We start from the raw sequence: 22,791 nt of genomic DNA, 5'->3' as shown, positions 1-22,791 counted from the left end.
CATCGGCCAAATCCTCGGCACCGTCACGTCAACCGAATGCCGAAATTACTTCACAGAGGCAGGCTATGCCCAACCTAAATTCATCCCGCTCTAGCACCGCATCAGGTCTATGCTCGGCTTAAAGTCGGAGACGACCGCCGAAAACATCCTGTCCGGCATCGAGATGGTTCACATGATGTGCAAACGACGGGCGCGCTATCCGCTATCCCTTCAATCCAGCCCGTCGATCGCCGGTCAGTTGGCGATCCTCGGCATAAGGCCCGAGGGACCATCCTTTCTGTACCGTCTGTCCGCGTTCGCGACACAGCCGTTTCTGGGGCCCGTGTTTTTCACTGGGATTGACGCAAGTTCCGTGGATTCGTCGGCCGCGGGCCCGCATTGCCGTAGAACGTAAGGTGTTTCCGTAGGTATGATCATTCCGTGACGAGCGGCAGGCTAAGTGTTCTCCGCCGGGCGATCAACGGGAGAACGGCAATGAGCCTGACCAATCTGGGAACCAACCAAATCCAGGAGAAGGATCGGAATTTCGTATTTCATCCTTCCACGCACTTGGCAAAGCACAGTAGCGGCGAGACGGCTAACCGGATCATGGCCGGGGCAGAAGGCGTCTACATCTGGGACACAGAGGGTCGGAAAAGTCTAGACGGCTTCGGCGGGCTCTACTGCGTCAATATGGGATATGGATGCACTGAGATCGCCGACGCCATTGCCAAGCAAGCACATGACCTGCCGTTCGCCCATGTCTATGCCAGCCAAGGCACAGAGCCCGTTGCCCGTTTGGCGGAGGCCGTGGTCGAATATTTCGGACAGAATATGCGAAGGGTCTATTTCGGCCTTTCGGGTTCAGACGCCAACGAAACCAACATCAAGCTTGTTTGGTACTACAACAACATCCTCGGCCATCCTGAAAAGAAGAAGATTATCTCGCGAAACCGTGGGTATCACGGCTCCGGGCTGGTAACCGGCAGCCTCACAGGCCTTCCGTTCTTTCATAATTTCTTCGACCTTCCCCTGGATCTGGTGCGGCACACAACGACGCCGCACCACTATCGTCAGGCACGTGACGGCGAAAGTGAGGAAGCTTTTTCCAAGCGCTGTGCCGATGAACTTGAAGCCCTTATCCTTGCCGAAGGCCCGGAGACGGTTGCGGGCTTTATCGCGGAGCCAGTACTCGGGACCGGCGGCATCGTTCCGCCTCCAAAGGGGTATTGGGCGGCAATTCAGCGGGTGCTCGACAAATATGACATCTTGCTTATCGCGGATGAAGTGGTCTGCGGCTTCGCGCGGACCGGCGAGAAGTTCGGCTCTCACCTCTATGGTATGCGACCGGATTTTGTGACCATCGCAAAGGGTTTGAGTTCCGCCTACCTGCCCATCTCAGGTTCCATTATCGGCGACCGCGTCTGGTCGGTTTTGGAACAAGGAACTGAGAAGCACGGCCCTCTGGGCCATGGCTGGACATATTCTGGGCACACGCTTTGCGCGGCGGCCGCACTCGCCAACATTCAAGTCCTTAAGGAAAGAAACATATTGGAACACGTCCAGGATGTCGGACCCTATTGGCTTTCCCGTATGAAAGCCGAATTGGAGGGGCACCCTATTGTCGGCGAGGTTCGCGGCGTCGGAATTCTATCCGCCGTGGAGTTCATGCGAGATCCCAAAGCGCGCTTGCCGTTTGAGCCCGAACTTCAGGTCGGCCCGCGTGTCGCCGCTGCTCTGCTTGAGAATGGTGTCATCGGCCGGGCTATGCCACACGGCGACATCCTGGGCTACGCCCCACCGCTGATCATCACCCGAGATGAGATCGACATCATCGTCGACGCGACGGCGAAATCAGTTGACACCACCTATCGCGCGCTGAAGGCAGAGGGCGCGATATGATCCTGGCCGCACAGATGAGAAACCGTCCAGGCAGTTCTAGCAGGAGAGCTGCTGGACTACGTGGTTGGCGATAAGCCTTTCTCCACCACTTCGCCGCTGCCGTTGGGTCCCTCCCACCGAGCTCCCGCGGCGCGCCCTGCCGGTTTACCTCCCGATCGGCAGGGCGCTCTTCTAGGATGTTGGACAATTGATTGCATTCTGCAGCTGAATGGCTGGGAGAGCATTTGGCGAAAGTGAGCGCCTGCGCGTCGTGCCGGCGCAGTCCATGATCCCCAAGGAGAGGTCTACGTAACTGACCTTAAAGCCCTTGCGGCGCTCGCCGCCATGCCCTTGAGCAAATAAAGCTGTTTCGTTATCCGTCGCGGCGATACTCATACCGCCCTGCCTGGCGCCGCAATCGTGCGCTGGATCGCTCTGGCATGCGCAGGTCGTTGGCCTTGAGCAGGCGATAGACAAGTAGCTTCCGAGACAAAATAGCTTTCTGTGTCGGCGAACGTTACCGCCACTTCGCGCGGCGACAGCTCCGGCTTATCCAGGGGAAGCTCGACGATCCGGTCCCGCAGGGGCTCGGAAACGCAGCGCTGTTGGCTGCAATTCGGCAGCCACGATGCCAACGACGGTGTGGCGAGAGCGAATTCTATTGTCGCCACCTTTCGGGAGCGGGGATCTGTTGTTTTGCCGGCGATCGACACGGTGGAACGGATCGGCCTTGCCGTCTGCGCCATTGCTCGCCGACGGGGAGAGGGAGCGCTGATCGGAAGTTCGCCGGCAAACTTCAGACATTGGACAGGCTATTGATGCGTTAACACTGCGATCGCCGAAACTCGCTTTCTTTGGCTGTGATCGCCAGCGGTTCGTTTCGGGAGAGCTGGCTCAGCGCATCGCTTACCTTCGATCGCGGAGGAAAACGCATGCATCGAAAAAGCCGGAAGCAGGAAAAAGCTACACCTGCTGGGTATGGTTTCCAGACCTTGCTTTCGAATCTCGTTGTATAGCGCCTGGCAAGCTCGACATGCCCGTAGCCTTCACACACGTCCTTGCGATGTACATCACTCCGATAGTCGGTGATAGCCTTGCGCCGGAGTTGGTCCAGAGCGGTTTGCGTGGGAGAGCGATGAAATTGCCCTCGACCGCGCTGAAGGTTGCCGCTTCCGCCTTGAGGGCTGACAATTCAAGTAAACGCCGCTGCCTTAGCGGAGCCGGCTTCCATGCATGAGGCGATACCGTTTGCCGCCGCGCTGGCGCCGGCCAGTGAAAGCCCCTTCCATGCCTGAACCATCATATGAACGGTATAGCCGGGTCGGCGGGCAAACTCCGGTGCCGGGCCGGTGCCGCTGGATGAGAGGGATCCGTTTTGCCCTCATTCGCCAGTACGCGGCGGCTGTACGGTTGGTAAGCACGATATTCGTTGAAGTCTCAGCGATAAGCGCATCGATGCCGTATCGAAGAAGCGGCGACCGGTCCACGCATCCACAATCCGCCCTTGCTCGACTGGTTGGCGATGCTCGCTTGCCCGCTGGCTCTCTTATGGCTCAGGCCGAGCTGTTGGAGAAGCGATCGTCAACCAACTCGGACAAGTTGCCTGCCGTTTTTACCGACGCTCTTGACGAAATTCCAAAACTAATCCTCTCAAGATAGGAGATACTGGATATTGAACAAAGCCAACAAGGGGTAATCCATGGCCTTTCCGAATTCGTCGCTTTACGTGATCATCGGCGCTGGCATTCATGGCCTTTCGACCGCATATCATCTTGCTCTGGCCCTCAAGATAGCCCGCAAAGGGTCAGGCACGGACATCCTAGTGATCGACAAGAGTGGAATCGCCGCGGGTGCATCTGGCATTGCCTGCGGCGTTGTTCGCAACAATTACTTTCAGCCCGCGATGCGCGAGCTCATGGCACACTCAGTTAGCGTTTGGGAGAGCGACGCCGCTGCCTATCAGTACAATCCAGTCGGCTACATGCAGATTAGCTCGGAATTGATGCATGAAGACGTTCGCAGTATCTACGAGCAGCAAAGGGCGATCGGCTATACCTCGGTCTTTGTTGAAGGCAAAGCTGAGTGCGACGCCTACATGAAGGACATGTTTTCGGATTGGCAGGCAAAGAACATCACCTCCGTCCTTCACGAAAAGAAGGGCGGCTACGCCCATAACGCGGCGGCGATCTACGCGCTGGCTAAGAAGGCAGAAAGCGAGGGTGTCCGTATCCTGACTGGGGTGACCGTGACCGGAATGACCTTCGCGAACGGATCAAGCTCGGCCGTGACCGGGATCGACACCGATCAGGGCCACATCACATGCGATTATCTCATTGTGGGCGCCGGCCCGTGGGTCCGCGATTTTTGGCGCATGGCGGAGCTGCCGCAGACTGTCACGATCAAGGGCAAGAATGGCCAGCTCCATGTCGGTATCCCCATGTGGCGTTTTTGGCAGCTTGAGGAAGGCGTACTCGGGGTCGACCCGAGCACCTTCAGAACCAACGATGGCACGATGCCGCCGGTTATCCACGTCGACACGGACGCGCCCCTTTACTCCATCGTCGACCGAAGTCTGATCACCGACAAGATGTGGGGTATCTACTACAAGCCCGACTTCAATTTCGGCGGCATCCAAGGTGGTGCAATGCCTTACAAGGTCGATAAGGCGGTGGACGAGGTTCAGATCGATCCTTACGGACCCTCCTCGCCGGAATTCATCGCTAGCAAAGAATTCGCCCATATGTGGGTATCGGCGCTGGCTCACTGCAACAAACGGTTTGAAGACATGATGGACAAGTTCCATCGCGAGCCGTCGGGTGGTATCGGTTGCTTCACGCCGGACAACTTCCCGGTCTTCGAAGCATTTCGAGAGAACGTCTACATGATCGCCGACTCAAATCACGGTTACAAAATGATCGGCGTGGGTGCGCTTGTTGCTGAAGAGGTCCTAGGCCGAGAATCTCGCCTGCTAAAACCTTTCCGGCTTGGCCGCTACGAAACGGGTGAGCTGCACCCGACCTCGAACAGCCCTTATCCTTGGAGCTGATCGGCGTAAGAGAGGGGCTTGGAATCCGGATGCTATGTAGGAGATTTTTCAAAATACTCGCGCCGCACGGTCTCGCAAGTGTGCCTGAAAGATCCAAAGCTCTGACTTTCCGCGATGCTGGCAGAAGCGCCCAGGATTCAACAGCCTACGATCCATAAGACCGGTTTGACGAGCGGGTCTCTCGGCTGTCGAGGGAGGCCGTTATCTGAGACGGTCACGCTGGGCTATCACCTTTCGCCGACATAGGCCTCATCGTCTTCTACGGTTGGCGCCAGGAAGGCGTTAGTCAATGTTGCTATTAATACCGGCTACGACGTGATGCCTCGGGAGGATGCCCTGCGTTGCGCGGCCCATTTCAGGCGCCGGTTAGACAGGCATTCCGATCGGTTCATGATGGCGGGCACAGTGCAAGATATCCTGCAAGCCATGGCTACCGGAAAGCTAACAGAGTCTCCTTCGATCTGGAAGTCGCCGTCTGAGCATGGGTTATAACTCAAGCTCCGGATTTGAACGCAGCAGAGCCTTGGCCGGACGTCCCAGATCACCAAGGAGACAATTTCTATCGTCTGATTTGACGGACGCAGCTCGCGCCGCTGATGCCCAAGCCTGGGCCTTGGCTAGAAAGGCTTAAATTTGTGAGTTCCGGTGGATAAGCCGCCAGCTGGTGCCTTCAGCACCATGGGAGCGGAGGAGAACAAGACATGCACGTCGTAGCGCTTCTGAAATGCGAAATGTTTGACCTCGAGGTCGGTGGCCGAAAAGGCTCGATCTCGGACATCTTCCCGGCCTGGAATGCACATGACCGATTTGGATTGGTGATCGACAGTCCGCTCGGCGGCCTCGGTGCGACGTATTTGATACAGATCGCGATCACATCTTTTTATGATATAAAGCCCAGTCGTCGAGTTGAGCGCAAAATCTACCCGGAAATCTATGCCTTGCATTCGGGGAAGGGGTATGGCGCCCATGCAGCGTTCGACTTCTGGCCTCAGCGGCGCGAGAAGATACTGCCGGATGGTCCCCGCACCGTCCTAGATGCCATAAACGATTGCGGCATCACTAGGCTCGCCGTGCCAGAGCGACTGCCACAAGAGGTAGAACATCGGCCGAAGGAAGAGGATGCCGCGCTCGACCGAATCGTCACGGCCGTCGCCTATTCGCCGAGCGGCCGTGTCGCGAGACCTGATTTTACCGTCTCTGGCAACGACAAGCGCACCGAGTACAATCCGGGCCGTGTGTTGCGCCCGCGAGTAGTCCGTCAACCTGCCCCCCAACACACAGGCGTGCCGGTCAAGGAAGTCGATCCGAGTTACCAAACTGGCTATTGGAAAGGGATGCCGACATCGGCGCAGCGGAGCGCAGAGCCGCCGAACGGCGGCGCGACGCCATCCGAAACGGACAGGGTCTCGTTACCGAAAGTTATAGCTTCATTTCTGTGATTGAAGCGCTGCGATGTCTGTAGTTCGCACTCCCGCCATCAACGGCAGTTACGGCAAACTCTATTGAGCTGTTGACTCGTATAGCAAGAATTATCGATATCAGCTTGGGCAAAGCCGGGAGGAGTGGCCACATCTATGAATCTTGGCGGCGACGAAAAACGACCTGATTGCATCGAGTTCTTGCTACTCGATTTGTTCTCCATGATGTCGGTGACCTGCGCGATTGAGCCGCTGAGGGCGGCCAATCGACTTCTCGGATTCGAGGCCTATAGCTGGCGCTTCTCTTCGGAAGATGGGTCAGTAGCCTATGCCTCCAACGGAATCTCCGTAAATGTGAACGAGCGCTTCGGCACTTCTGATGCACCCGATTATCTGTTGGTCTGCGCAGGCATGACGTTCGTCGCGAAAGACCAGACCAGGTTAAATGTCGTGTTGAAAAGGCGGGCACGCGAAGGGTGCCATATGGGCGCGCTGTCCATGGGTACCGTTTTTCTTGGCCGCGCAGGGCTGCTGACCGATGCGCGATGCACCCTCCACTGGGAAGGGCAGCCGGGTTTCCGTGAGGAATTCCCCTTTATTGAACTGAGCAATCAGCTCTACGTCATCGATAAGAACAGGTACACGTGCGCTGGCGGGACCGCTTCTCTCGACATGATCCTGCACATCATCACGCAGGAACACGGCGCGGTTCTGGCACGGTCCATCGCCAACCAATTTCAGGTTGAGCGTATCAGGACCGGCAATGTTGAACAGCGATCGGGCAGCTCGGTCCGCCTCGACACGCTGCCTCCGCAGCTGGCGCAGGCCGTCGGACTTATGCTGCGCAACTTCGAGAAACCTTTGAGCACCGGTTCAATCGCCCGCACCTTCGGACTGAGCGTCAGGAATCTCGAACGTCTTTTTCAGCGGCATACGGGTTACCCGCCCGCCCGCTACTACAAGATCCTTCGGCTCGAACACGCCCGGGATATGCTGCTGCACACTAGTCTTGCAAATGTTGATATCGCGATCGCGACCGGGTTCTGCTCGAGTTCCTATTTCTCGGCCTCGTACACTGAGCATTTCGGACACACGCCGTCTCAAGAACGTCATTGAATCCACATTGGCGAACCGAGCGCCGCCTTTGCGGAAGTTCAAGCAGGTGACGAACTTCCTTCCGCTTCTGACACCGAGACGACGATTCAGCCTCAGACGCAGGTGAACCGGTTGTGTTTCTCAACCTTCCAATACTGAAGCCTCGTGAACCCTCTCGGCGTAACGGCATCCTTTTGCCCGCCGGCTATGTCACCCTGCCAGTTTTGACCACAGGTAATCGCCGCTTGGGCTCGTGCGTTCGGAAGCCCTCCTTTCTTAAATGCATTCCGAACGTTTGCACCCCGGACCATCCGGGACGACGCTCACGTAGGTTTCGTCCAGCCGCTTGCGTTGGTTGAATCGGTCCAGCAGCTCAAGCGAGAAGTGCACGACCCCACGATGCACTGTCGAATGGTCGAGGTTCAGGCCGCGCTCGGCCATCATCTCTTCCAAATCGCGCAAGTTGAGATTATAGGCCGGATGCCAGCCAACGCACAGAAGGTGAGAGAAGGGGGCTAGACAACAGTTTGCCTCAACCTTGTTGCTGATTAGGCCGAGCATTTCGCGGAGCCTCGGCTCCAGCTCAGCTTGGATCGACCGGCTCACGAGGCGTTGGACCTGGGAAAGGACTACTTTCTGGGACCATGAGCGAATCAAGCGGCTCATTTACAAGCTCTCGTTCCGAACATCCACGGCGGCAGGCTCAGCACCATTCTAGCCAATCAAGCGGCTCATTTACAAGCTTTCGTTCCGAACATCCACGGCGGCAAGCTCAGCACCATAGCGTGTAGGCGCTCCGCCTTTGCGGATTCGGCTTTGTGGCCGACCAACGTGACGCAGAAGCAAGGCCGGCGTCTGAGGTAATGGCTTCGCCGGTCGAAACCAGCCACACCTTTGTGGCCGTCGCAACCAGGAAGTGCAAGTGTCTTCATCGGATCACGTTCCCGAATCTGATAACTGCTTGCGAAAGCAGTCTATCAGCTTCTCGGGCCGACGCACTTCTTTGGTGAGATAGTCAGGCTAGCCCCTCCGTGAAGAGGCTCTCCGCTTTCTTGAGGTCGCGCCACACGTCAGGAACCTTGCCATAGGTGGTGCCAACAAGCCTGCGCTGCCATCTAAAAATGCGATGGAACCGACCGCGACATTATATTGGCATACGAGCAGCTTGGCGCATACTTTGAGAGAAGTGAAACCAAACTTTCGCTAGGTCACCTTGTCGGATATGAACAAAGTTCCACATCTTGCATTTGATCTCTATACGCCGGGCGTGAGCACAGGGCATCTTGAACACCCCAATCAGGGCTAGAAAAACTCGATTTAGCCATTGCCGCCGCTCTTGTCGTTGCGAACTTCGTCGCACCCCAAGGAGCAGGATGGCCGGGTCGCGACATCGAGACCGACGATTCGGAGCGACGCAGGCCGCCGGGAAGCCGAGCGACTTCTTGCGACGCGTGGTTGGATGTTTCTATAGTTTGGGCGATTACTTTTTTGTGTGACTGGATCGGCAATTGTGAGACTGAACGCGAATGCTCAATGACGAGGCAGTGAAACGGGGGACTCGTCTTAAGCATCCAGCGGCGCACGTGGCCGTCGCTTATAAAAGATTATGCCACACAGTTAGTTCGTTCGGCCGTTAAGATCTCAGGTGTGAGGGCGGTAAGTAAGAGTTTCCGGTCTAAGTTGCACGTACAAGGGGCGATAGAATGAACTCGTTAAACGTCGATTTGCGCGACAGCCCGTTGTTTCAAGACGCAGAAAAGATAGCTCACGCCATCTACAAACCTGGATCGGGTTTACTGGTGGATGTCCTCGACGTGGATGTCGCTAAGAATGGCCGGACTGCGGCCGTGATCGGCACTATGGCGGAGAGTTTGGAGGGGCGAATGCCCTCGAAGCTCTTTATGACGGACATCGAAGTAGGCGGGTTGGAGCCCGTTACGACTGCATCAACAATCGATCTTGAATGTAAATTTTCCCCAGACGGCTTGACCCTCGCTTTTCTCTCAGCCCCGATCGGGACGGGCAATTTCAAACTTCAACTCTACGATGTCGCTAAGAAGCAGGTACATGCCGCAGCGGCTGTAGATGGATGGATCGAGTATCTACATTGGTCCCGAAATGACAAACGTATCCTGCTCGGTGTGGCTGGTCACGGAGCAGATATCTCCAGCGGAAAGGGCGCAGTCGCGAGCAAAAGACAAGACGAACATCCTTTACCTTGGATGCCAGACGTTCGTAGTACAAAAGACGAGTTTCGGCGACGTAGCCTATGGATACATGACTTGGAATTGCGCACAACGAGACGAATTCCGACCGCAGAGCTAAACATCTGGGAGGCAGATTGGTGCGGAACCGGCACTGTGGCGGCAGTGGCCTCTAAACGTGTGGACGAAGGCGGCTGGTATGGGGCAGCCCTGTATCTCATTGATGTTGAAAACGGCAGTGTGCGCCTGCGTTATCAGCCTACCGACCAGCTTGGTTTACTCTGCTGTAATCCGAGCGGCACAAATATTGCGGTTGTGGAGGCTATTTGCAGTGACCGCGGAAGGGTCGCTGGACAACTGTTGCTCGTCGACCCCGTGAGCGGAGACGTTGATCGCGTTTGGATAGACAAAGGTGATGTCACATCAGTTCGCTGGCGAAACCGTGATCAAATTGTGCTTGGTTTTCACCGTGGCTTCGAAACGGCTGCATTAGAGTACAATAGCGTTAGCCGGCAACAGACCGAAATCTGGTCAAGCGGTAAGTTCGGCTCGGGTGGCGGCTTTGTTCGGCCTCTTCCCATCGGAAATGAGAGCCGACGTTGCGCTTTCATCCTCGAAGACTATCGTGTAGCTCCTTTCGTAGCGTGTTCCAAAGGTCGCAAACTAACCAAGACTGAGTTAATTGATGCAGCCCTTGGAGAAACCGTGAAAAAATGGGTTCGGAGAGTTGATCCGATTCATTGGTCGGCACCGGACGGCCTTGATATCCAAGGTTGGCTTCTTTTGCCGAAGGGAAACGGCCCGTTCCCAGTCATAATGCATGTCCATGGAGGACCCGTTTCCCACTGGCACCGTCAATGGCTCGGCCGAACCAGCCACGGCCTAACAAACCTTTTGCTGTTGAAAAATGGCTACGCTATCTTTCAACCCAACCCGAGAGGGAGTTCCGGTCGGGGCCAAGACTTTGTCCGTCCGGTTAAAGGGGACTACGGGGGGCGCGACACGCTCGATCTGCTGGCTGGCCTCGACCACTTGGTCAAGGAGAAGATCGTAGATAGTGCTCGCATCGGGGTGATGGGAGGAAGCTACGGTGGCTTCATGACATCCTGGCTAGTCACACAAGATCAAAGATTTGCTGCTGCCGTGTCTGTAGCGCCCTCAAATAATCATATCAGTTGCCACCTGACCTCTAACATTCCAGATTTCAAAGAAATTTTTCTAGGTGACAGATTTGATAATCCCGGCGGGAAATACAGTCTTAGAAGTCCGGTGATGCACGCGCGGAAGGTCAAAACACCCACACTGAACATTGCCGGAGCACTTGACGCCTGCACACCTCCAAGCCAAGCGCTCGAGTTCTATTCAGCACTGCGCCAATATGGCGTTGACACCGCCGTCGTGGTCTATCCCCAAGAGGGGCACGGCGTACAGAGTTTCCCCGCGATCTTGGATTATGCCGCGCGGGTGGTGGGCTGGTTCGAGAAGCATATGCCCTCTCGCTAACCGGCAGGAGTTCGGCCGTTCCAGAACAAAGCGGCAATCTACACGATCCTGTTCAAAACCGGGGCCGAGATGCTGCGCACGTTCGGCGCCGATCCCAAACATCTGGGAGCCGAGATGGGTCTCGTCGCGGTGCTGCACAGCTGGGGCCAGAACCTGCACTACCCTCCGCACATCCACTGCATCGTGCCGGGCGGTGGCCTTTCGCCCGACGGCACACATTGGATCGCTCGCCGGCCGGGGTTTCCCTGCCGGTGCGCGTCCTGTCGTGGCTTTTCGGCGGCTCTTCATGGAGCACCTGCAGGCCGGCTATGACGCAAGTCGGCTGAGCTTCGTCGGCGACCTCGCGCATCTGGCAGGCCCGTTGCCTTCAGGCACCGGCTTGCCAGCCTCGGGCGTGTTGAATGGGCCATCTACGCCAAGCCGCCGTTCGGCGGGCCGCAACAGGTATTGACTCTCTCGGCCGTTACACCCATCGCGTCGCAGTCGTCATCGCGGCAAGGCAAAGGTCATGAAGCTCGACTTCACGAGTTCATCCGGCGCTTTCTGCTGCAAACCCTGCGGTTGGGTTTCACCGCATCCTTCATTACGGCTTCCTCGCAAACGGCCATGGCGCACAAAGCTTAAAGTGTGACACAGGCAGCTCGACGTGCCAGCAGGAGCCCTGTCTCACGCCGCCGATGGTGATGCCGCCATCTCGGAAGCACGGCGATGCCCCTGTTGCCGCGGTCAGATGATCACCCGGGGCACTGGCGGTGTGGAGAAGCGCCTCCTCGTCGATCCTGGAACGAGACGTCATGACCGCGCCGAACGCATCAGGAACACGGAACATCAGCACCGGCCGCCACGCGCGCCGGCAACACCCTGTAGACCGACGCCATGCAACAAGCTGGATCGATGAGCGGGACCCCCGTCGGCACCATCAAACCGGACCATCGGCACGACGCCGTCGACGCGCGTCCGGCTACCAGGGAACATGGCGTTCAACATCCATTCGTCAAAAGCCCAGCAACATGATGGGTTCCAGATTCGGTCTGGAGAGCGATGGATGCCACGGCGATATGAACTGAGCAGCGAGCAATGGCAGCCTATTAAAGTCTGTTGCACGGCAAGGCTGGTGATCGCGGGGGCAGCGGTCGGGACAAGAGGCTGTTTGTGAACGGCGTCTTATGGGTTCTGCTCTCCGGAGCGCACTGGCACGACGAGGCTGTTATCCCCTGCAATCCGACCCGCAGGATGCTGATACCCTGCGACTCCGAAGTATACAAAGTGCGCAATGTTATGGATCAATGAATGTCGATTCAGCCTATGTTCACATAATCCTCCAGACTCTGCGCCTGGGTGACGCGGATGATCTCCTGCTCGATGATCGGCCCCTCGAGATGAGTGGCCACGTAATGGAAGGTCGCGCCAATCAGTTTCACGCCGCGCTCGAAGGCCGGCTTGTAGTGATTCGCCCCGTTGAAGGATGGCCGAAAGGAGTGGTGGATGTTGATGGTTCGGCCGGACATCTCGCGGCACATTTCGTCAGAGAGCATCTGCATCTAACGGCGGAGCAGCGGAGTTCAGCGAAGCACGCCGTAGCCATCTAAAAACGCGATGGTACCCTTCGATACATTATATTCGCAAATTGGAGACGGCTTGGGGCATATGGCGGGCATCTTCCCGTCGAACGCTCATTGGTGGGTCATTTGATCGGCAATGACGAGACGCGCCCGACCGATTTCGACGGCTGTGGGGTGCAACTGTCAAATCGCGGTGGCCCGCCGTCAAGTTTGGTCAAACACCGGCAAATAACCTGAGGGCCTGCACCAGTTGGTCCTAAATAGTTTGAGAAATGCTACCCACTATGGAGGGTTGAACATGACCGAAATGCCACATCTTACATTTGACATTAATATTCCTGGCGTGAGCACTGGTCATCTGGTCGTCCCCAAAGGCGCCGACTGCGAAGCACTTTGGCTTCCGGTCATTGGTATCAATAAAGGGGAGGGACCGCGCCTTCTTATCACTGGTGGAAACCATGGCGACGAACTGGAAGGGCCAATCGTTGCGCGGCGACTTGTTGAATGGCTGCCTGAATCCCAAACTTGTGGAACGGTGATCATCGCACCTGAAATTAATCCACTGGCCCTAAAGGCCTGGACTCGTAACACGCCAGTCGATGGGAAAAACCTCAATCGAGTGTTTCCTGGCCGTGCGGACGGGTCAGTAAGCGAACGGATCGCGGATGCGGTTTCACGCGTGTTGTTGCCAATGGTAGACACTGTGTTTGATCTGCACAGCTACTCACCGATATGGGATTGTGCGCCGTCGGTCATCATGCATCCTGTTGCTGATGCCAATCTGATGGCTAAGATGGTCAGAGTGGCAGAGGCTTTCAAATTGCCCGTGACATTGATCTGGGAGCATGACGAAACACCTGGAATGTTCGATACCGTCGCCCACAATCAGGGTAAGGTGTTGGTTTGCTCTGAATTCGGCGGCGGCATTGTGACTGCCAATGCTCTGGCCATTTATGAAGCTGGGGTACGCAACGCCCTTATAGCACTCGGACTAGTCGAAGGAAAAGCGGAGCATCCAAGGTACCGGCAACGACAGTCCAGCCAGACGCTGGAAACTCTCTTGTCTGACGCTCTGGAATCCCCCGCACCGGGGATTTTTGAACCTCGTTGCTCTATACTTGATGAAGTGAAGCAGGGAGGTCTCATAGGCGTCCTGCATTCCATGGGGTCGTTGTCGGCTCAACCCATCGAAATTTGCGCGCCTACAACGTCTATCGTCTACGCTATTCGATCTGCGGGATATGTCGACAGCAATGAATCAGTGGCGCGCCTTGCGCGCCCCCTGAAGGTATAAGGGCGACGTCACGTTGTCTGCATATACACGCGTTGAGACCTGCGGCTGCTGATGTCAGCTGACCACGGCCACAGTCTGGCTGCTCCATAGGAGCGCAGCTTGTCGGTGATCATGCGCTTCGGCCCGACGCCTTGCTTCTTCAGCAGCCGCGCAGCAGGCGCTTGGTCGCCCTGGTGTTGCGCGGGCCGACGCTCGTCGAGCACATAGCCATCCCGGTGTCGCACTGCACTTAAGTTGATTGTAAGCGCCTCGCCGATCGCCTATGGATGTGGGCTTGACGTTTTCCGGAATCGCCAGGGCATGAGTTCCTCGATCTGGCTCTGCGGATGGCCGTTGCGCCACCTGTACCCCCGGCATCAGGCTCTCGGCCGCAATCCGGGCTCTGTCGGCCTCAGTGCGAACCCTCCGTCCCGATGGACCTTCCAGAACCTCGAGCCGGCCTGCGTAGCCAGCTGTTGGGACGTCCAAATGGACGTCGATTTTGCCGTCTGCTCCCATGTAGATCCTCCGTCTCTCGCGATCGGGGGGATTCTTGGCACATTCACCTCATGCGCCGCACGAGGGGAGCTGCCGCAAGCGTGCCGTCACCGGCCTTCTGGCGGCTAAGCGCTTCCTTCAGGAAAGCGCTGGGCCGCCACGGCCGGCCCGATCGCATGGCCATTGACGGCAGCTAAGGCCTGTGGAGATTCAGGATTCCACTTTTGGCTTGTTTGTGAATCAAGCTTTGGATGGAACGATTTGTGCTGACTGACGCCCAATGGACGAAGATGGAACCGCATTGCTTGGGTAAGCCAATCGACCCGGTCGAAGTGGCAGCGATAACCGCCGCTTCATCGAGGCTGTGCTTTGGATCGTGCGCACGGGGAAGCCCGTGGCGTGACCTTCCAGCCTTTTTCGGAAGTTGGAATTCCATCTTCAAACGATACCGCGATTGGGTCAAAGCCGATGTTTTCATTCGGCTTTTCGAGCGTCTGTTCGGACCAGCCGACATGGAGCTACACCATGGTGGACGCAACCATCGTCAAGTTCCACCGCCATGGCCAAGGCGCAAAAGGGGGACTTAAGCCAGGCCATAGGCCGCTCCAAGGCGGCATGACCACAAAGATTGTTGCGCTCACCGATGCGCTCCCAATCTCGTGCGCTTCGTTCTCCTGCCTGGGCATCGCTTCGATACAGTGGGCGTCGCGCCGCTCATCGACGGCCTCGCCTTCGGCGGGCTGATCGCCGCTAAGGCCTTCGACAGCAACACCATCATTGCCGATCTGAACGAACGCGGCGAGCCAAGATCGTCATCTCGCAGCATCCGAGGCGCGCCTTGCCGCTGCCTCTCAATCTCGAACTCTACAAATGGCGTCATCTCATCGATAACTCTTCTGCAAACTCAAGGAGTTCGAGCGTATGGCCATGCGAGCTGACAAAACCGACCAGCTCGCTGCCGCCGTCATAAACTCACGATGAATCTCAACAGGCCCTAGACCAATCACGAAGCCATCACTTCCTGCGATGTGGCAAATCGATTGCAGGATCGTCCCGGCGCTGGCTGGAAGCGATCACGATCAGGAAAAGTCGATACTTGAACGCCAGCATCGAGCAGGACCACCGGCGCATCAAACTCCGTGTGCGGCCGATGCTGGGCTTCAACTCGCCGGCCACCGCCAGCATCGTCCTGTTCGGGATCGAAACTCTTCACATGATGCGCAAGCGACAGTAAGGTACGCGTTGAATCCAAATCCCTCCCTGGCCGAGCAGTTCGCCATACTGGCGGCATGACAGCCGGCCGGTGTCGACCTTTATGACGCAGAGAAAACTTTGCAACACAACCTGCTCGCCCGCGTAACCCTGGCGATGAAGGCAATATAGATAAAACTAAGAGCCGGTGGGCAGGACCAGGTACACGAACCATGGCCCGAGGCTACCATTGATCGGCAGATATCCCCGCACCGACATTCAGTGTGTCCTGATGGCGAAGAAGTATATGAAGAAATAGTCGATGACAAAGAGCGGAACCGAATAGCCGATGTGAAAAGACTGTCAGGAGGCGGTCGACGAGCCCGCCAGTTCGCCACGCGGCAAAGATACCGAAAGAGACCCCGAACGACACCGACAGGATCATGTCAGGATTGACAGGGAAAGGGTCGGTTCAAGCCGCTGCGCGATGAGATCGAGAACCGGTCGACCGGCAAAGATTGAGATGCCGAAATCGCCGCCGAGCATGTCCCGCACCCAATGTATGAACTGAACCGGCAGGGGATCGTTCAATCCCAGCTGCTCGCGGATGCCGGCGATCATCTCCGCAGTGGCAAACTTGCCCGCGATCATGGCTGCCACCGGGCGCCAGCCTGAGAATTAGGAAAACAAAGAACCCAACTATCGCCATGACGGCGATGGCCGAGATCGACCTCCAAAGGATATAGGCCGACATTGCGTCTCCGACCTTCTGCATGTTCCACATCGGGACGAGCTCTGGCATGCCGATCAGGTCAGTGAGCGACTGGCGACGCGCTATTGGCGTGACATGTTGACCAACAACACTTCGGGCACATAGCCCCACCGTACTCGCTGCATCTTGCGGGCTAATGCCTTGCGCTCATCGAGCGTGGCGATATCTGCCCATTGGGCACGAAAAGCTTCATATTCGTCGTTCTGCGGCCAGCCGAACCAACCTTTTTCTTGTCCACTCATGGTTAGGGTGTTTGCGCTGATTACATTGCCGCGGGCCCATTCAGAGTCAGACGCGGCACCGCCTTCGACTACAACATCCCGGCCAAGCGCGCCGAAGAACGATTGGGTTCGGGAAGGCGGAAGCTGCGTATGCAGCAGCGACTTCCCGATGGCGAACGAGGCCGAGAAAGGCTCTGGAAAAAGCTGCCGAATGATAAGAAGGGGCTGTCCTACAATATCCGTCTGCATCGGCTTTCCCGGCGCGATATAATTCAGTCGACGCGGCTTGCATTCGGCCCAGGCAAGGATTGCATTGCTGGTCAGTTCGCTGCCATAGCACCTACGGAATGAAGGAGCGGCGGCGGCCATGGCCAGTCAAAGTTTCTCTAGAATGTGAATGTTCACAACCCATTCCGGAGAGACCGACCATGACCACTTCAGATTCTACACCCGCAGCCGCGGTGATGGTAGCGATCGACATTGCCAAGGTGCTGCAGGCTCCCTTTCCTTCCGCGCCTAGGACGTTGTCCGACACGAACATGCAGGGGTAGCCCCGATGCTCGGCGATCGTGTCGAGTTCCCGGGCGACACGCTCACCCGAGATCGAGTTGTCGACGACCGCGGCCAGGCACTCCCGGCTGAAGTCGTCGATGACGCACAGGATCCGGAAAAGGCGGCCATCGGTCAGCGTCTCGGAGACGAAGTCGATGCTCCGGCGCTGGGGCGCCCTGCGGTATCGCCATCGGCGTCTGGCGCCCAAGGCCCACTTGCGACCACCGCGCTTGCGCACCGTCCGCCGCTCCTCGCGATAAAGGCGATAGAGCTTCTTCCAGTTCACCGCCTTCGCGCTTCAAGAGAAGGTGCAGCTGACGGTAGCCGTAGCGCCAGCGTTCGGCGGCCAGTTCCCGCAGCCGCTTGCGCAAACCGGCATCATCCGTCGTTCATGAGAGCACGATGATATCGGAAGCTCCACTGCCAGGCCTAGGATCAGGCAGAGCATCACGTAGACGTGCTCCCTGAATGTCCTCGGTTTGAGGTTAGCCTATTCGTTGGTTGAGGACACAGGCTACTCGAAGAGGTTTGCCAACCGAGGCATCCCGCAGCTGCTCACCTGGCGGCAAGGCAAATGCCATTCTGGAGCGTCTTAAAGGAACTCGCGGAGCCGTTTGGAACCCAAATTGCCATCGAGAACGACGTTGGAGTCGTCAGATTGCGGCCCAGCTTGCCGGGAAGGGAGGTAACCTTTGGCGGTCAGTCAGAGACGCCCACGTCGGGAAGCCCAACATGATGCGTTAAATCATCTCTTGGGAGCGACATTCGCCGGCCAAGCTTTCACGATTGGTTATGGAGGTGCAATCAACGCGTTCTGGCTCAGCACAATGATGTAATGAGGAACAGAGTTCAATCTGTTCTGTATTGAATTGAACAAATCACCACGCGGAGGACGGGGGCGAGCGGAGCAATGGGAGCCTCGCAGCCAATATCTCCCGGCCAAACGACACCAACCGCCTGGCCGAGGCCAGCGACGAGCCGTCGGTAGGCGGTGTATAACATTCCAATGGCAACGATATAAGGCCCGAATTTGCGGGCTATTGGAGCCCGTCGGCAACCTTTCCCTGGCCGAAGCAAGGACACTGTTTGTCGCTGTCCGCCGTGGGAAACGGCGTTATCGACCAGCCGATTAAGTCGGTGGCACGTTGAAGTGCCGCCTCGGTTTGAGCACGGCTGGGGGAAGCGGCGATGACACGTGCGACATGGTCTCGGTTATCGCCTTTCCGGTCGATCTGCGTCTCGGGTTCGACATACAATTTGACCTCGGCAACACCTGATACTGAAGCCGCCCGACTGTCTCCATCGATCCAATGGAGGGTGCCATCGCAATCGGGATTTAGGTACCGCGCGGCCGCAATGTGTGAATGCCTCTTGCGCAGATCCCACTCGTCGCCGATGACAAGTTTGATGTGCTCGGCGATGAGGTCGATACCGTATGCCAGCTGGACCAGTTGAGGATCAGGCGCGCCGGAAAGGCGCGGATTGACTTCGATGACGACTGGACCAAGCTTCGTCCACCTAAATTCAATGCACGTTGGCCCCCAGCCAAGATCGAGAGCCCGCAAACAGCTCAGCGAAACATCGGCGAAACGCCTATGCTCGTCATTAGTCAGCGGGGCCGGGAAGGTCAACTCACGACAGACGAAATACGGTGGCGGGCCGAAGTCAGCGGCACCAATCCCAATGACCTCATATCCTATCGCATGGGCGTAATAATGAGGGCCTTGTGCGAATTGTTCGACCAGTATCCTCGGCGACGACTGCCATCTACGTTGTTTTGGCAAAGACAGCCAAATGTGCGTACCGCCCAACAGATACGTCGTGTGTTCGGCTAACTCATCGACGTTGCGGCATAATCGGACACCGCAGCTACCGGTGCCGACGGCTGGTTTAACAATCACCGGGAGCCCAATCTCCGCAGCAGAGCGTTCTACGTCCGTCGCATTCGCTGCAACGCGATAAGCAGGGATCGGAACGCCGGCCCCTGCGAGGAGCTGACGTTGAATAACTTTGTCGCAGCATCGCTCGATGGATACGGCGTTCGGTCCCGGTAGCTCGAAATGCTGGCAGAGCTTGCTAGCTGTCGCATAAAACGACTCCTCGGCGCTGGTAATGCCAACTATGTCATGGATCGCACGCAGCCGAGAGCATTCGCGGATCATAGCATCGAGATTGTCTGTATCGACACGGATTGCGTCGATGCTCTCCGCCGCAAGAGATTTGTACTGAGATAGATCAGCCAACAGGATAATTGGCTCAAGACCCAGGCGCCGTGATGCCTTGACGTATAACGGACCGTTGCTCCCTGTACCTTCAACTAGAATGAGCGCTCTTCTTGCCATGGCTATTGGCTCCGGAGTTGCGTGCTGTGGGGGCTGGTCGAGGTAAACGACATCAGCTTTTTCATGACCCTGAGACTATGAATTGAGCATACCATCGCCAACGATTTTCAGCCGTTACGTTTCTGTTAATTGTCTATGAATCTCGCTAATTCATTGAGCGGTCTGCTGCGCTTGCAGACGTGCAAACTTCGGCGGGCCCTGATAATGCAATCGCCCATGGGGCGCGGGTTGAGTCCCAAAGGATTGGCAGCGCCGTATCAATGGAGCGCACGGCTGTGGAGAAGGCGCAGAAATTCACATAGTGGAAAATTCGCATAGGTCTCTAGGGTCGCACAGCCGCGACACGCTCTTGGAGATGCCGCCATCCCCATCGGCTTGACGAGATCGTCGACCGAGCGCGTCTTGATGCCCTGCACATAGGCGCTGATGACGGCGGTCAGCGCCTTCTCGGCCATGCGGCGCGGTTCGAGGAAACCCTGGAAGTAACTTCCCTTCCTGAGCTTCGGGATGCGCAGCTCGACCGTGCCGGCCCGCGTCTCCAGTCCCGGTCGCGGTAGCCATTTCGCTGGGCGAGCCGCAGCGGGTTCTTCTCGCCATAGCTGGCGCCGGTGGCCCCGCCCACCCCCATTTCCATCAGCCACTCGGCGGCAAAGCCGATCATCTCCCGCAGAACATCGGCATCCGGGGTCTTCTCCACGAGCGCAGGTTCATCATGTCGTCGGTCATCGATGGTCCTTCCGACTTGGGTTGGCGTCAACAACCAGACCAACCGGAAAGCGCCGATGACCACCCACACGCCGCTCAATCGCTACAGCGCTACTAACGGCGCGCTCGCGAGCGGCTTCGTGACCGCCGAGCGACACCATCTGATGGGAGTACGTCATGCCAATCTGATGATTGCTTGTGGCTGCAAGTCCCATCCGACCAAAGCCAAAGCGGGCAGCCCGGGACCGAGTCTTGCGGGCGTCGCGGCAACGCGGGGTCTGAAGTGTAGACAGGAGCCATGCGGGGTGCGGGAATGAGCCTCGAAAGGTGGAGTTCGCGGAGGCCGAGTGTGTTCCCTATTCACGAAGGCAGTATGAGCATCGTCGTTACGCGAGACGATGCCGCTCCGTCGGGGTCGATGGCCGGATCACGCATGGGAGGTAATCATCGGAACACGAGAGGCCCGACCAGATCCGCTGGATTGGTCTCCAGCGGGGGACAGCAGCAAGGTACTGCCAGAGCTGCGGTCGGGAGTCGGACTTGGTTCATAGTACCCGTGAAGCCGTCAAAGGAAACGAGGCGAGTGGAGGGAAGGGAAGGGGCCAGCCTGAGGGGAGCCTGCGCGAGGAGGGCCAAGGTCCGGAAACAGAGCCGGGTTGCTGCCGCTGAACCTCGAGCGGGTGAACGCGGCGGCCAGGCAGGCCGCCCAAACCCGGTTCACGGCCCTGCTGCCTCACGTCGACGAAGAAGCCCTTTACCGGGCGTTTCGGCGACAGAAGCGACAGGCGAGTGCTGGGGTCGATGGGATGACTGTGGTGAAGTACGAAGAGGGGCTGACGGCTAACATCCGTGATCTCTGCGGACGGGTCCACACCGAGCGCTACCGGCACAGCCGGTGCGGCGGGTCTACATTCCCAAAGCCGATGGCGGTAAACGGCCTCTCGGGGTGCCGGCGCTGGAAGACAAGATCGTCCAAAGCGCGGTGGCCGAGGTGCTGATTGCTGGTCTACGAGGTCGACTTCCGGGGTTCTCCTACGGCTTTCGGCCGGGGCGGAGCCCCCACATGGCGCTTGATGCCCTGCATACAGCGATCATGACCCAGCGTGTGAACTGGGTGCTCGATGCCGACATTCGCAGCTTCTTCGACTCGGTCGACCACGAGTGGCTGCTGCGGATGGTGGCGCACAGGATCGCTGATCCTCGTATCCTACGGCTCATTGGGCTGTAGTTGCGGGCTGGCGTCCTTGAGAGCGGCGAGAAGCAAGAGACGGACAGAGTACCCCGCAAGGGGCGGGCATCAGTCCGCTCCTCGCCAATATCTTCCTCCACTCCGTCCTCGATCTTTGGGCTCACCAATGCGTCGTCGTTGCACGCGGTTGCGTTGTAATCGTGCGTTACGCTGATGACTTCGTCATGGGCTTTGAGAAGAAGGCAGATGCAGAGGAGATGCTGTTGGTCCTCAAGGCGCGGCTGGTCGGCTTTGGCCTGACAATCCATGAGAACAAGACGCGGCTGATCGAGTTTGGCCGGTTCGCGGCCCTCTCACGACAGCGGCGGGGCGAGCGGCGTTCCGAGACCTTCGCCTTTCTGGCTTTACCCACTATTGCGGGCGGACCCGGGACGGCCGGTTCATCGTGAAGCACAAGACGGAAGGGAAACGCCTGACGCGCAAGCTGACGGCGCTGCGCCAGGATGCCTGGCGGCTCATGCACGCGCCAATGGCTGCGCAGCACAGGTGGTTCGCCGCCGTTCTGCGTGGACACTACGGCTACTACGGCAGGCCGCACAACTACCCAGCGTTCAACGGATTCCATCAGCAAGTGCGTCGGATATGGCTACGGTGTCTGAGACGGCGCAGCCAGAAAAGCCGGCGCATGGGCTGGTCAGAGTTCGAGACCCTGACGGCGGGCTTCCCCCTGCCAACTCCGCGCATCACTCGAACTTGGGCGCGCACACAGATATTACGCGGGTTACCCTCGGGAAGAGCCGGGTGCGGGAAATCCGCCCGCCCGGATCTGTGGGCGAAAGCCGAATGGCTGAGCTACTCGACCAGGACCACATCGATGACCACCGCTGTGCCGCTCACCGCCGAGCTAAACTACCTCGCGGCACACGACCTCGCGTTGCGTTGGCCCATCTTGGAGGTTTTTCTGCGTTGACAGTACGGCTACTACGGTCTCGCACAATTACCCAGCGCTCAATATAGCTGTCGGGCCGGCGCAGCTCTTCTTAGCTTGGCGCGATTTTTGAAGTCTCTCATGCGCGGCAGCTGCTGGCTAGCCGATAGCTATCTCATGGTGCATTGTGTTTGATGGAACGATGAAGGGAAAAACAGCATGTCAGGTCCGAGTCCGATAGCAAATGCGTCGCACGGCAGCGTTCAAGGAACTAAGCACGATTTCGCAGCAGTCTATAATCGTAAGTGGCCCCACTCCTATTTTCGGGCATGTCTGACGCTGGACTATGTGATTCCCGACCGGGCCAAGCCGGTCTTCGAAAGGATTTTCGCCGATTACCGACGCGTTCGAAACAAGACGAGGTTGAAGATC

General features: G+C 57.6%; 13 protein-coding genes and 9 pseudogenes. 14 read left to right on the top strand and 8 right to left on the bottom strand.

Annotation, left to right across the window (positions count from 1 at the left end; all coding sequences use genetic code 11):
- The first annotated feature begins 474 nt into the window (after positions 1–474).
- From NKI38_RS30940 to NKI38_RS30920, 4 genes are all read left to right on the top strand, one after another.
- On the top strand, positions 475–1,881 hold the full coding sequence (locus NKI38_RS30940; protein WP_352664348.1) for an aminotransferase: 1,407 nt from the start codon (positions 475–477) through the stop codon (positions 1,879–1,881).
- Between the two features lie 1,678 nt (positions 1,882–3,559).
- Positions 3,560–4,906 (top strand): NAD(P)/FAD-dependent oxidoreductase, encoded by a 1,347-nt coding sequence (locus NKI38_RS30930; protein ID WP_352664346.1) that lies wholly within the window; start codon positions 3,560–3,562, stop codon positions 4,904–4,906.
- A gap of 701 nt (positions 4,907–5,607) precedes the next feature.
- Positions 5,608–6,345, top strand: a complete 738-nt coding sequence (locus tag NKI38_RS30925) for a hypothetical protein (RefSeq protein ID WP_352664344.1) — start codon at positions 5,608–5,610, stop codon at positions 6,343–6,345.
- 135 nt (positions 6,346–6,480) lie between these two features.
- Positions 6,481–7,440: a GlxA family transcriptional regulator gene (locus NKI38_RS30920; RefSeq protein ID WP_352664342.1), complete on the top strand. Its 960-nt coding sequence runs from the start codon at positions 6,481–6,483 to the stop codon at positions 7,438–7,440.
- A 297-nt stretch (positions 7,441–7,737) separates the two neighbouring features.
- Here NKI38_RS30920 and NKI38_RS30915 read toward each other — a convergent pair.
- Positions 7,738–7,980: pseudogene (locus NKI38_RS30915) on the bottom strand (hypothetical protein); the annotation flags it as partial.
- Between the two features lie 1,142 nt (positions 7,981–9,122).
- On the opposite strand from NKI38_RS30915, the gene NKI38_RS30910 reads away from it, so the two are divergent.
- From NKI38_RS30910 to NKI38_RS30900, 3 genes and pseudogenes are all read left to right on the top strand, one after another.
- On the top strand, positions 9,123–11,126 hold the full coding sequence (locus NKI38_RS30910) for a S9 family peptidase (RefSeq protein ID WP_352664340.1): 2,004 nt from the start codon (positions 9,123–9,125) through the stop codon (positions 11,124–11,126).
- A gap of 18 nt (positions 11,127–11,144) precedes the next feature.
- Positions 11,145–11,924, top strand: a pseudogene (locus tag NKI38_RS30905) (IS91 family transposase); the annotation flags it as partial.
- A gap of 247 nt (positions 11,925–12,171) precedes the next feature.
- Positions 12,172–12,326 (top strand): annotated as a pseudogene (locus NKI38_RS30900) (transposase); the annotation flags it as partial.
- Between the two features lie 101 nt (positions 12,327–12,427).
- On the opposite strand, the pseudogene NKI38_RS30895 reads toward NKI38_RS30900, so the two are convergent.
- Positions 12,428–12,667 (bottom strand): annotated as a pseudogene (locus tag NKI38_RS30895) (formyltransferase family protein); the annotation flags it as partial.
- A 319-nt stretch (positions 12,668–12,986) separates the two neighbouring features.
- Here NKI38_RS30895 and NKI38_RS30890 point away from each other — a divergent pair.
- Positions 12,987–13,982 (top strand): succinylglutamate desuccinylase/aspartoacylase family protein, encoded by a 996-nt coding sequence (locus tag NKI38_RS30890; RefSeq protein WP_352664338.1) that lies wholly within the window; start codon positions 12,987–12,989, stop codon positions 13,980–13,982.
- Positions 13,983–14,056: 74 nt separating this feature from the next.
- Here the strand turns inward: NKI38_RS30890 and NKI38_RS30885 are convergent.
- Positions 14,057–14,163, bottom strand: a pseudogene (locus tag NKI38_RS30885) (IS6 family transposase); the annotation flags it as partial.
- 547 nt (positions 14,164–14,710) lie between these two features.
- Here NKI38_RS30885 and NKI38_RS30880 point away from each other — a divergent pair.
- Entirely contained in the window at positions 14,711–15,046 is a 336-nt protein-coding gene (locus tag NKI38_RS30880; protein ID WP_352664336.1) for a transposase, read from the top strand.
- Positions 15,047–15,457: 411 nt separating this feature from the next.
- Positions 15,458–15,752 (top strand): annotated as a pseudogene (locus NKI38_RS30875) (DDE-type integrase/transposase/recombinase); the annotation flags it as partial.
- A gap of 47 nt (positions 15,753–15,799) precedes the next feature.
- Here NKI38_RS30875 and NKI38_RS30870 read toward each other — a convergent pair.
- The 5 genes and pseudogenes from NKI38_RS30870 to NKI38_RS30850 all read right to left on the bottom strand — a co-directional run.
- Positions 15,800–16,404 (bottom strand): annotated as a pseudogene (locus NKI38_RS30870) (ABC transporter permease); the annotation flags it as partial.
- Positions 16,405–16,484: 80 nt separating this feature from the next.
- Positions 16,485–17,012, bottom strand: a complete 528-nt coding sequence (locus NKI38_RS30865; protein ID WP_352664352.1) for a hypothetical protein — start codon at positions 17,010–17,012, stop codon at positions 16,485–16,487.
- A 154-nt stretch (positions 17,013–17,166) separates the two neighbouring features.
- A pseudogene (locus NKI38_RS30860) lies at positions 17,167–17,575 on the bottom strand (DDE-type integrase/transposase/recombinase); the annotation flags it as partial.
- 657 nt (positions 17,576–18,232) lie between these two features.
- On the bottom strand, positions 18,233–19,537 hold the full coding sequence (locus NKI38_RS30855) for an ATP-grasp domain-containing protein (protein WP_352664334.1): 1,305 nt from the start codon (positions 19,535–19,537) through the stop codon (positions 18,233–18,235).
- Positions 19,538–19,867: 330 nt separating this feature from the next.
- A pseudogene (locus tag NKI38_RS30850) lies at positions 19,868–20,267 on the bottom strand (transposase); the annotation flags it as partial.
- 52 nt (positions 20,268–20,319) lie between these two features.
- Here NKI38_RS30850 and NKI38_RS30845 point away from each other — a divergent pair.
- From NKI38_RS30845 to NKI38_RS30830, 4 genes are all read left to right on the top strand, one after another.
- Entirely contained in the window at positions 20,320–20,559 is a 240-nt protein-coding gene (locus NKI38_RS30845; RefSeq protein ID WP_352664332.1) for a hypothetical protein, read from the top strand.
- Between the two features lie 578 nt (positions 20,560–21,137).
- The gene (locus tag NKI38_RS30840; RefSeq protein WP_352664330.1) at positions 21,138–21,470 is read left to right on the top strand and encodes a reverse transcriptase domain-containing protein; all 333 of its coding nucleotides are present in this window, start codon (positions 21,138–21,140) and stop codon (positions 21,468–21,470) included.
- Between the two features lie 68 nt (positions 21,471–21,538).
- Complete coding sequence (locus NKI38_RS30835) at positions 21,539–21,880, top strand: reverse transcriptase domain-containing protein (RefSeq protein ID WP_352664350.1); 342 nt, start codon at positions 21,539–21,541, stop codon at positions 21,878–21,880.
- Positions 21,877–22,401, top strand: a complete 525-nt coding sequence (locus NKI38_RS30830) for a hypothetical protein (RefSeq protein WP_352664328.1) — start codon at positions 21,877–21,879, stop codon at positions 22,399–22,401. The genes NKI38_RS30835 and NKI38_RS30830 overlap by 4 nt, the downstream gene beginning before the upstream one ends.
- Positions 22,402–22,791: the final 390 nt, after the last annotated feature.

It is taken from the genome of Mesorhizobium sp. M0621, from assembly GCF_040320745.1.
Lineage (GTDB): Bacteria > Pseudomonadota > Alphaproteobacteria > Rhizobiales > Rhizobiaceae > Mesorhizobium.
Note: the sequence above shows the minus strand (reverse complement) of the source record. Positions and strands in the feature narration are given on the sequence as shown.

Coding starts and splice junctions, on each gene's coding strand:
- NKI38_RS30880 (WP_352664336.1), top strand. CDS start 14,711: ATGGAACGATTTGTGCTGACTGACGCCCAATGGACGAAGATGGAACCG.
- NKI38_RS30865 (WP_352664352.1), bottom strand. CDS start 17,012: ATGGCCGCCGCCGCTCCTTCATTCCGTAGGTGCTATGGCAGCGAACTG.
- NKI38_RS30925 (WP_352664344.1), top strand. CDS start 5,608: ATGCACGTCGTAGCGCTTCTGAAATGCGAAATGTTTGACCTCGAGGTC.
- NKI38_RS30890 (WP_352664338.1), top strand. CDS start 12,987: ATGACCGAAATGCCACATCTTACATTTGACATTAATATTCCTGGCGTG.
- NKI38_RS30930 (WP_352664346.1), top strand. CDS start 3,560: ATGGCCTTTCCGAATTCGTCGCTTTACGTGATCATCGGCGCTGGCATT.
- NKI38_RS30940 (WP_352664348.1), top strand. CDS start 475: ATGAGCCTGACCAATCTGGGAACCAACCAAATCCAGGAGAAGGATCGG.
- NKI38_RS30855 (WP_352664334.1), bottom strand. CDS start 19,537: ATGGCAAGAAGAGCGCTCATTCTAGTTGAAGGTACAGGGAGCAACGGT.
- NKI38_RS30910 (WP_352664340.1), top strand. CDS start 9,123: ATGAACTCGTTAAACGTCGATTTGCGCGACAGCCCGTTGTTTCAAGAC.
- NKI38_RS30845 (WP_352664332.1), top strand. CDS start 20,320: ATGACCACCCACACGCCGCTCAATCGCTACAGCGCTACTAACGGCGCG.
- NKI38_RS30920 (WP_352664342.1), top strand. CDS start 6,481: ATGAATCTTGGCGGCGACGAAAAACGACCTGATTGCATCGAGTTCTTG.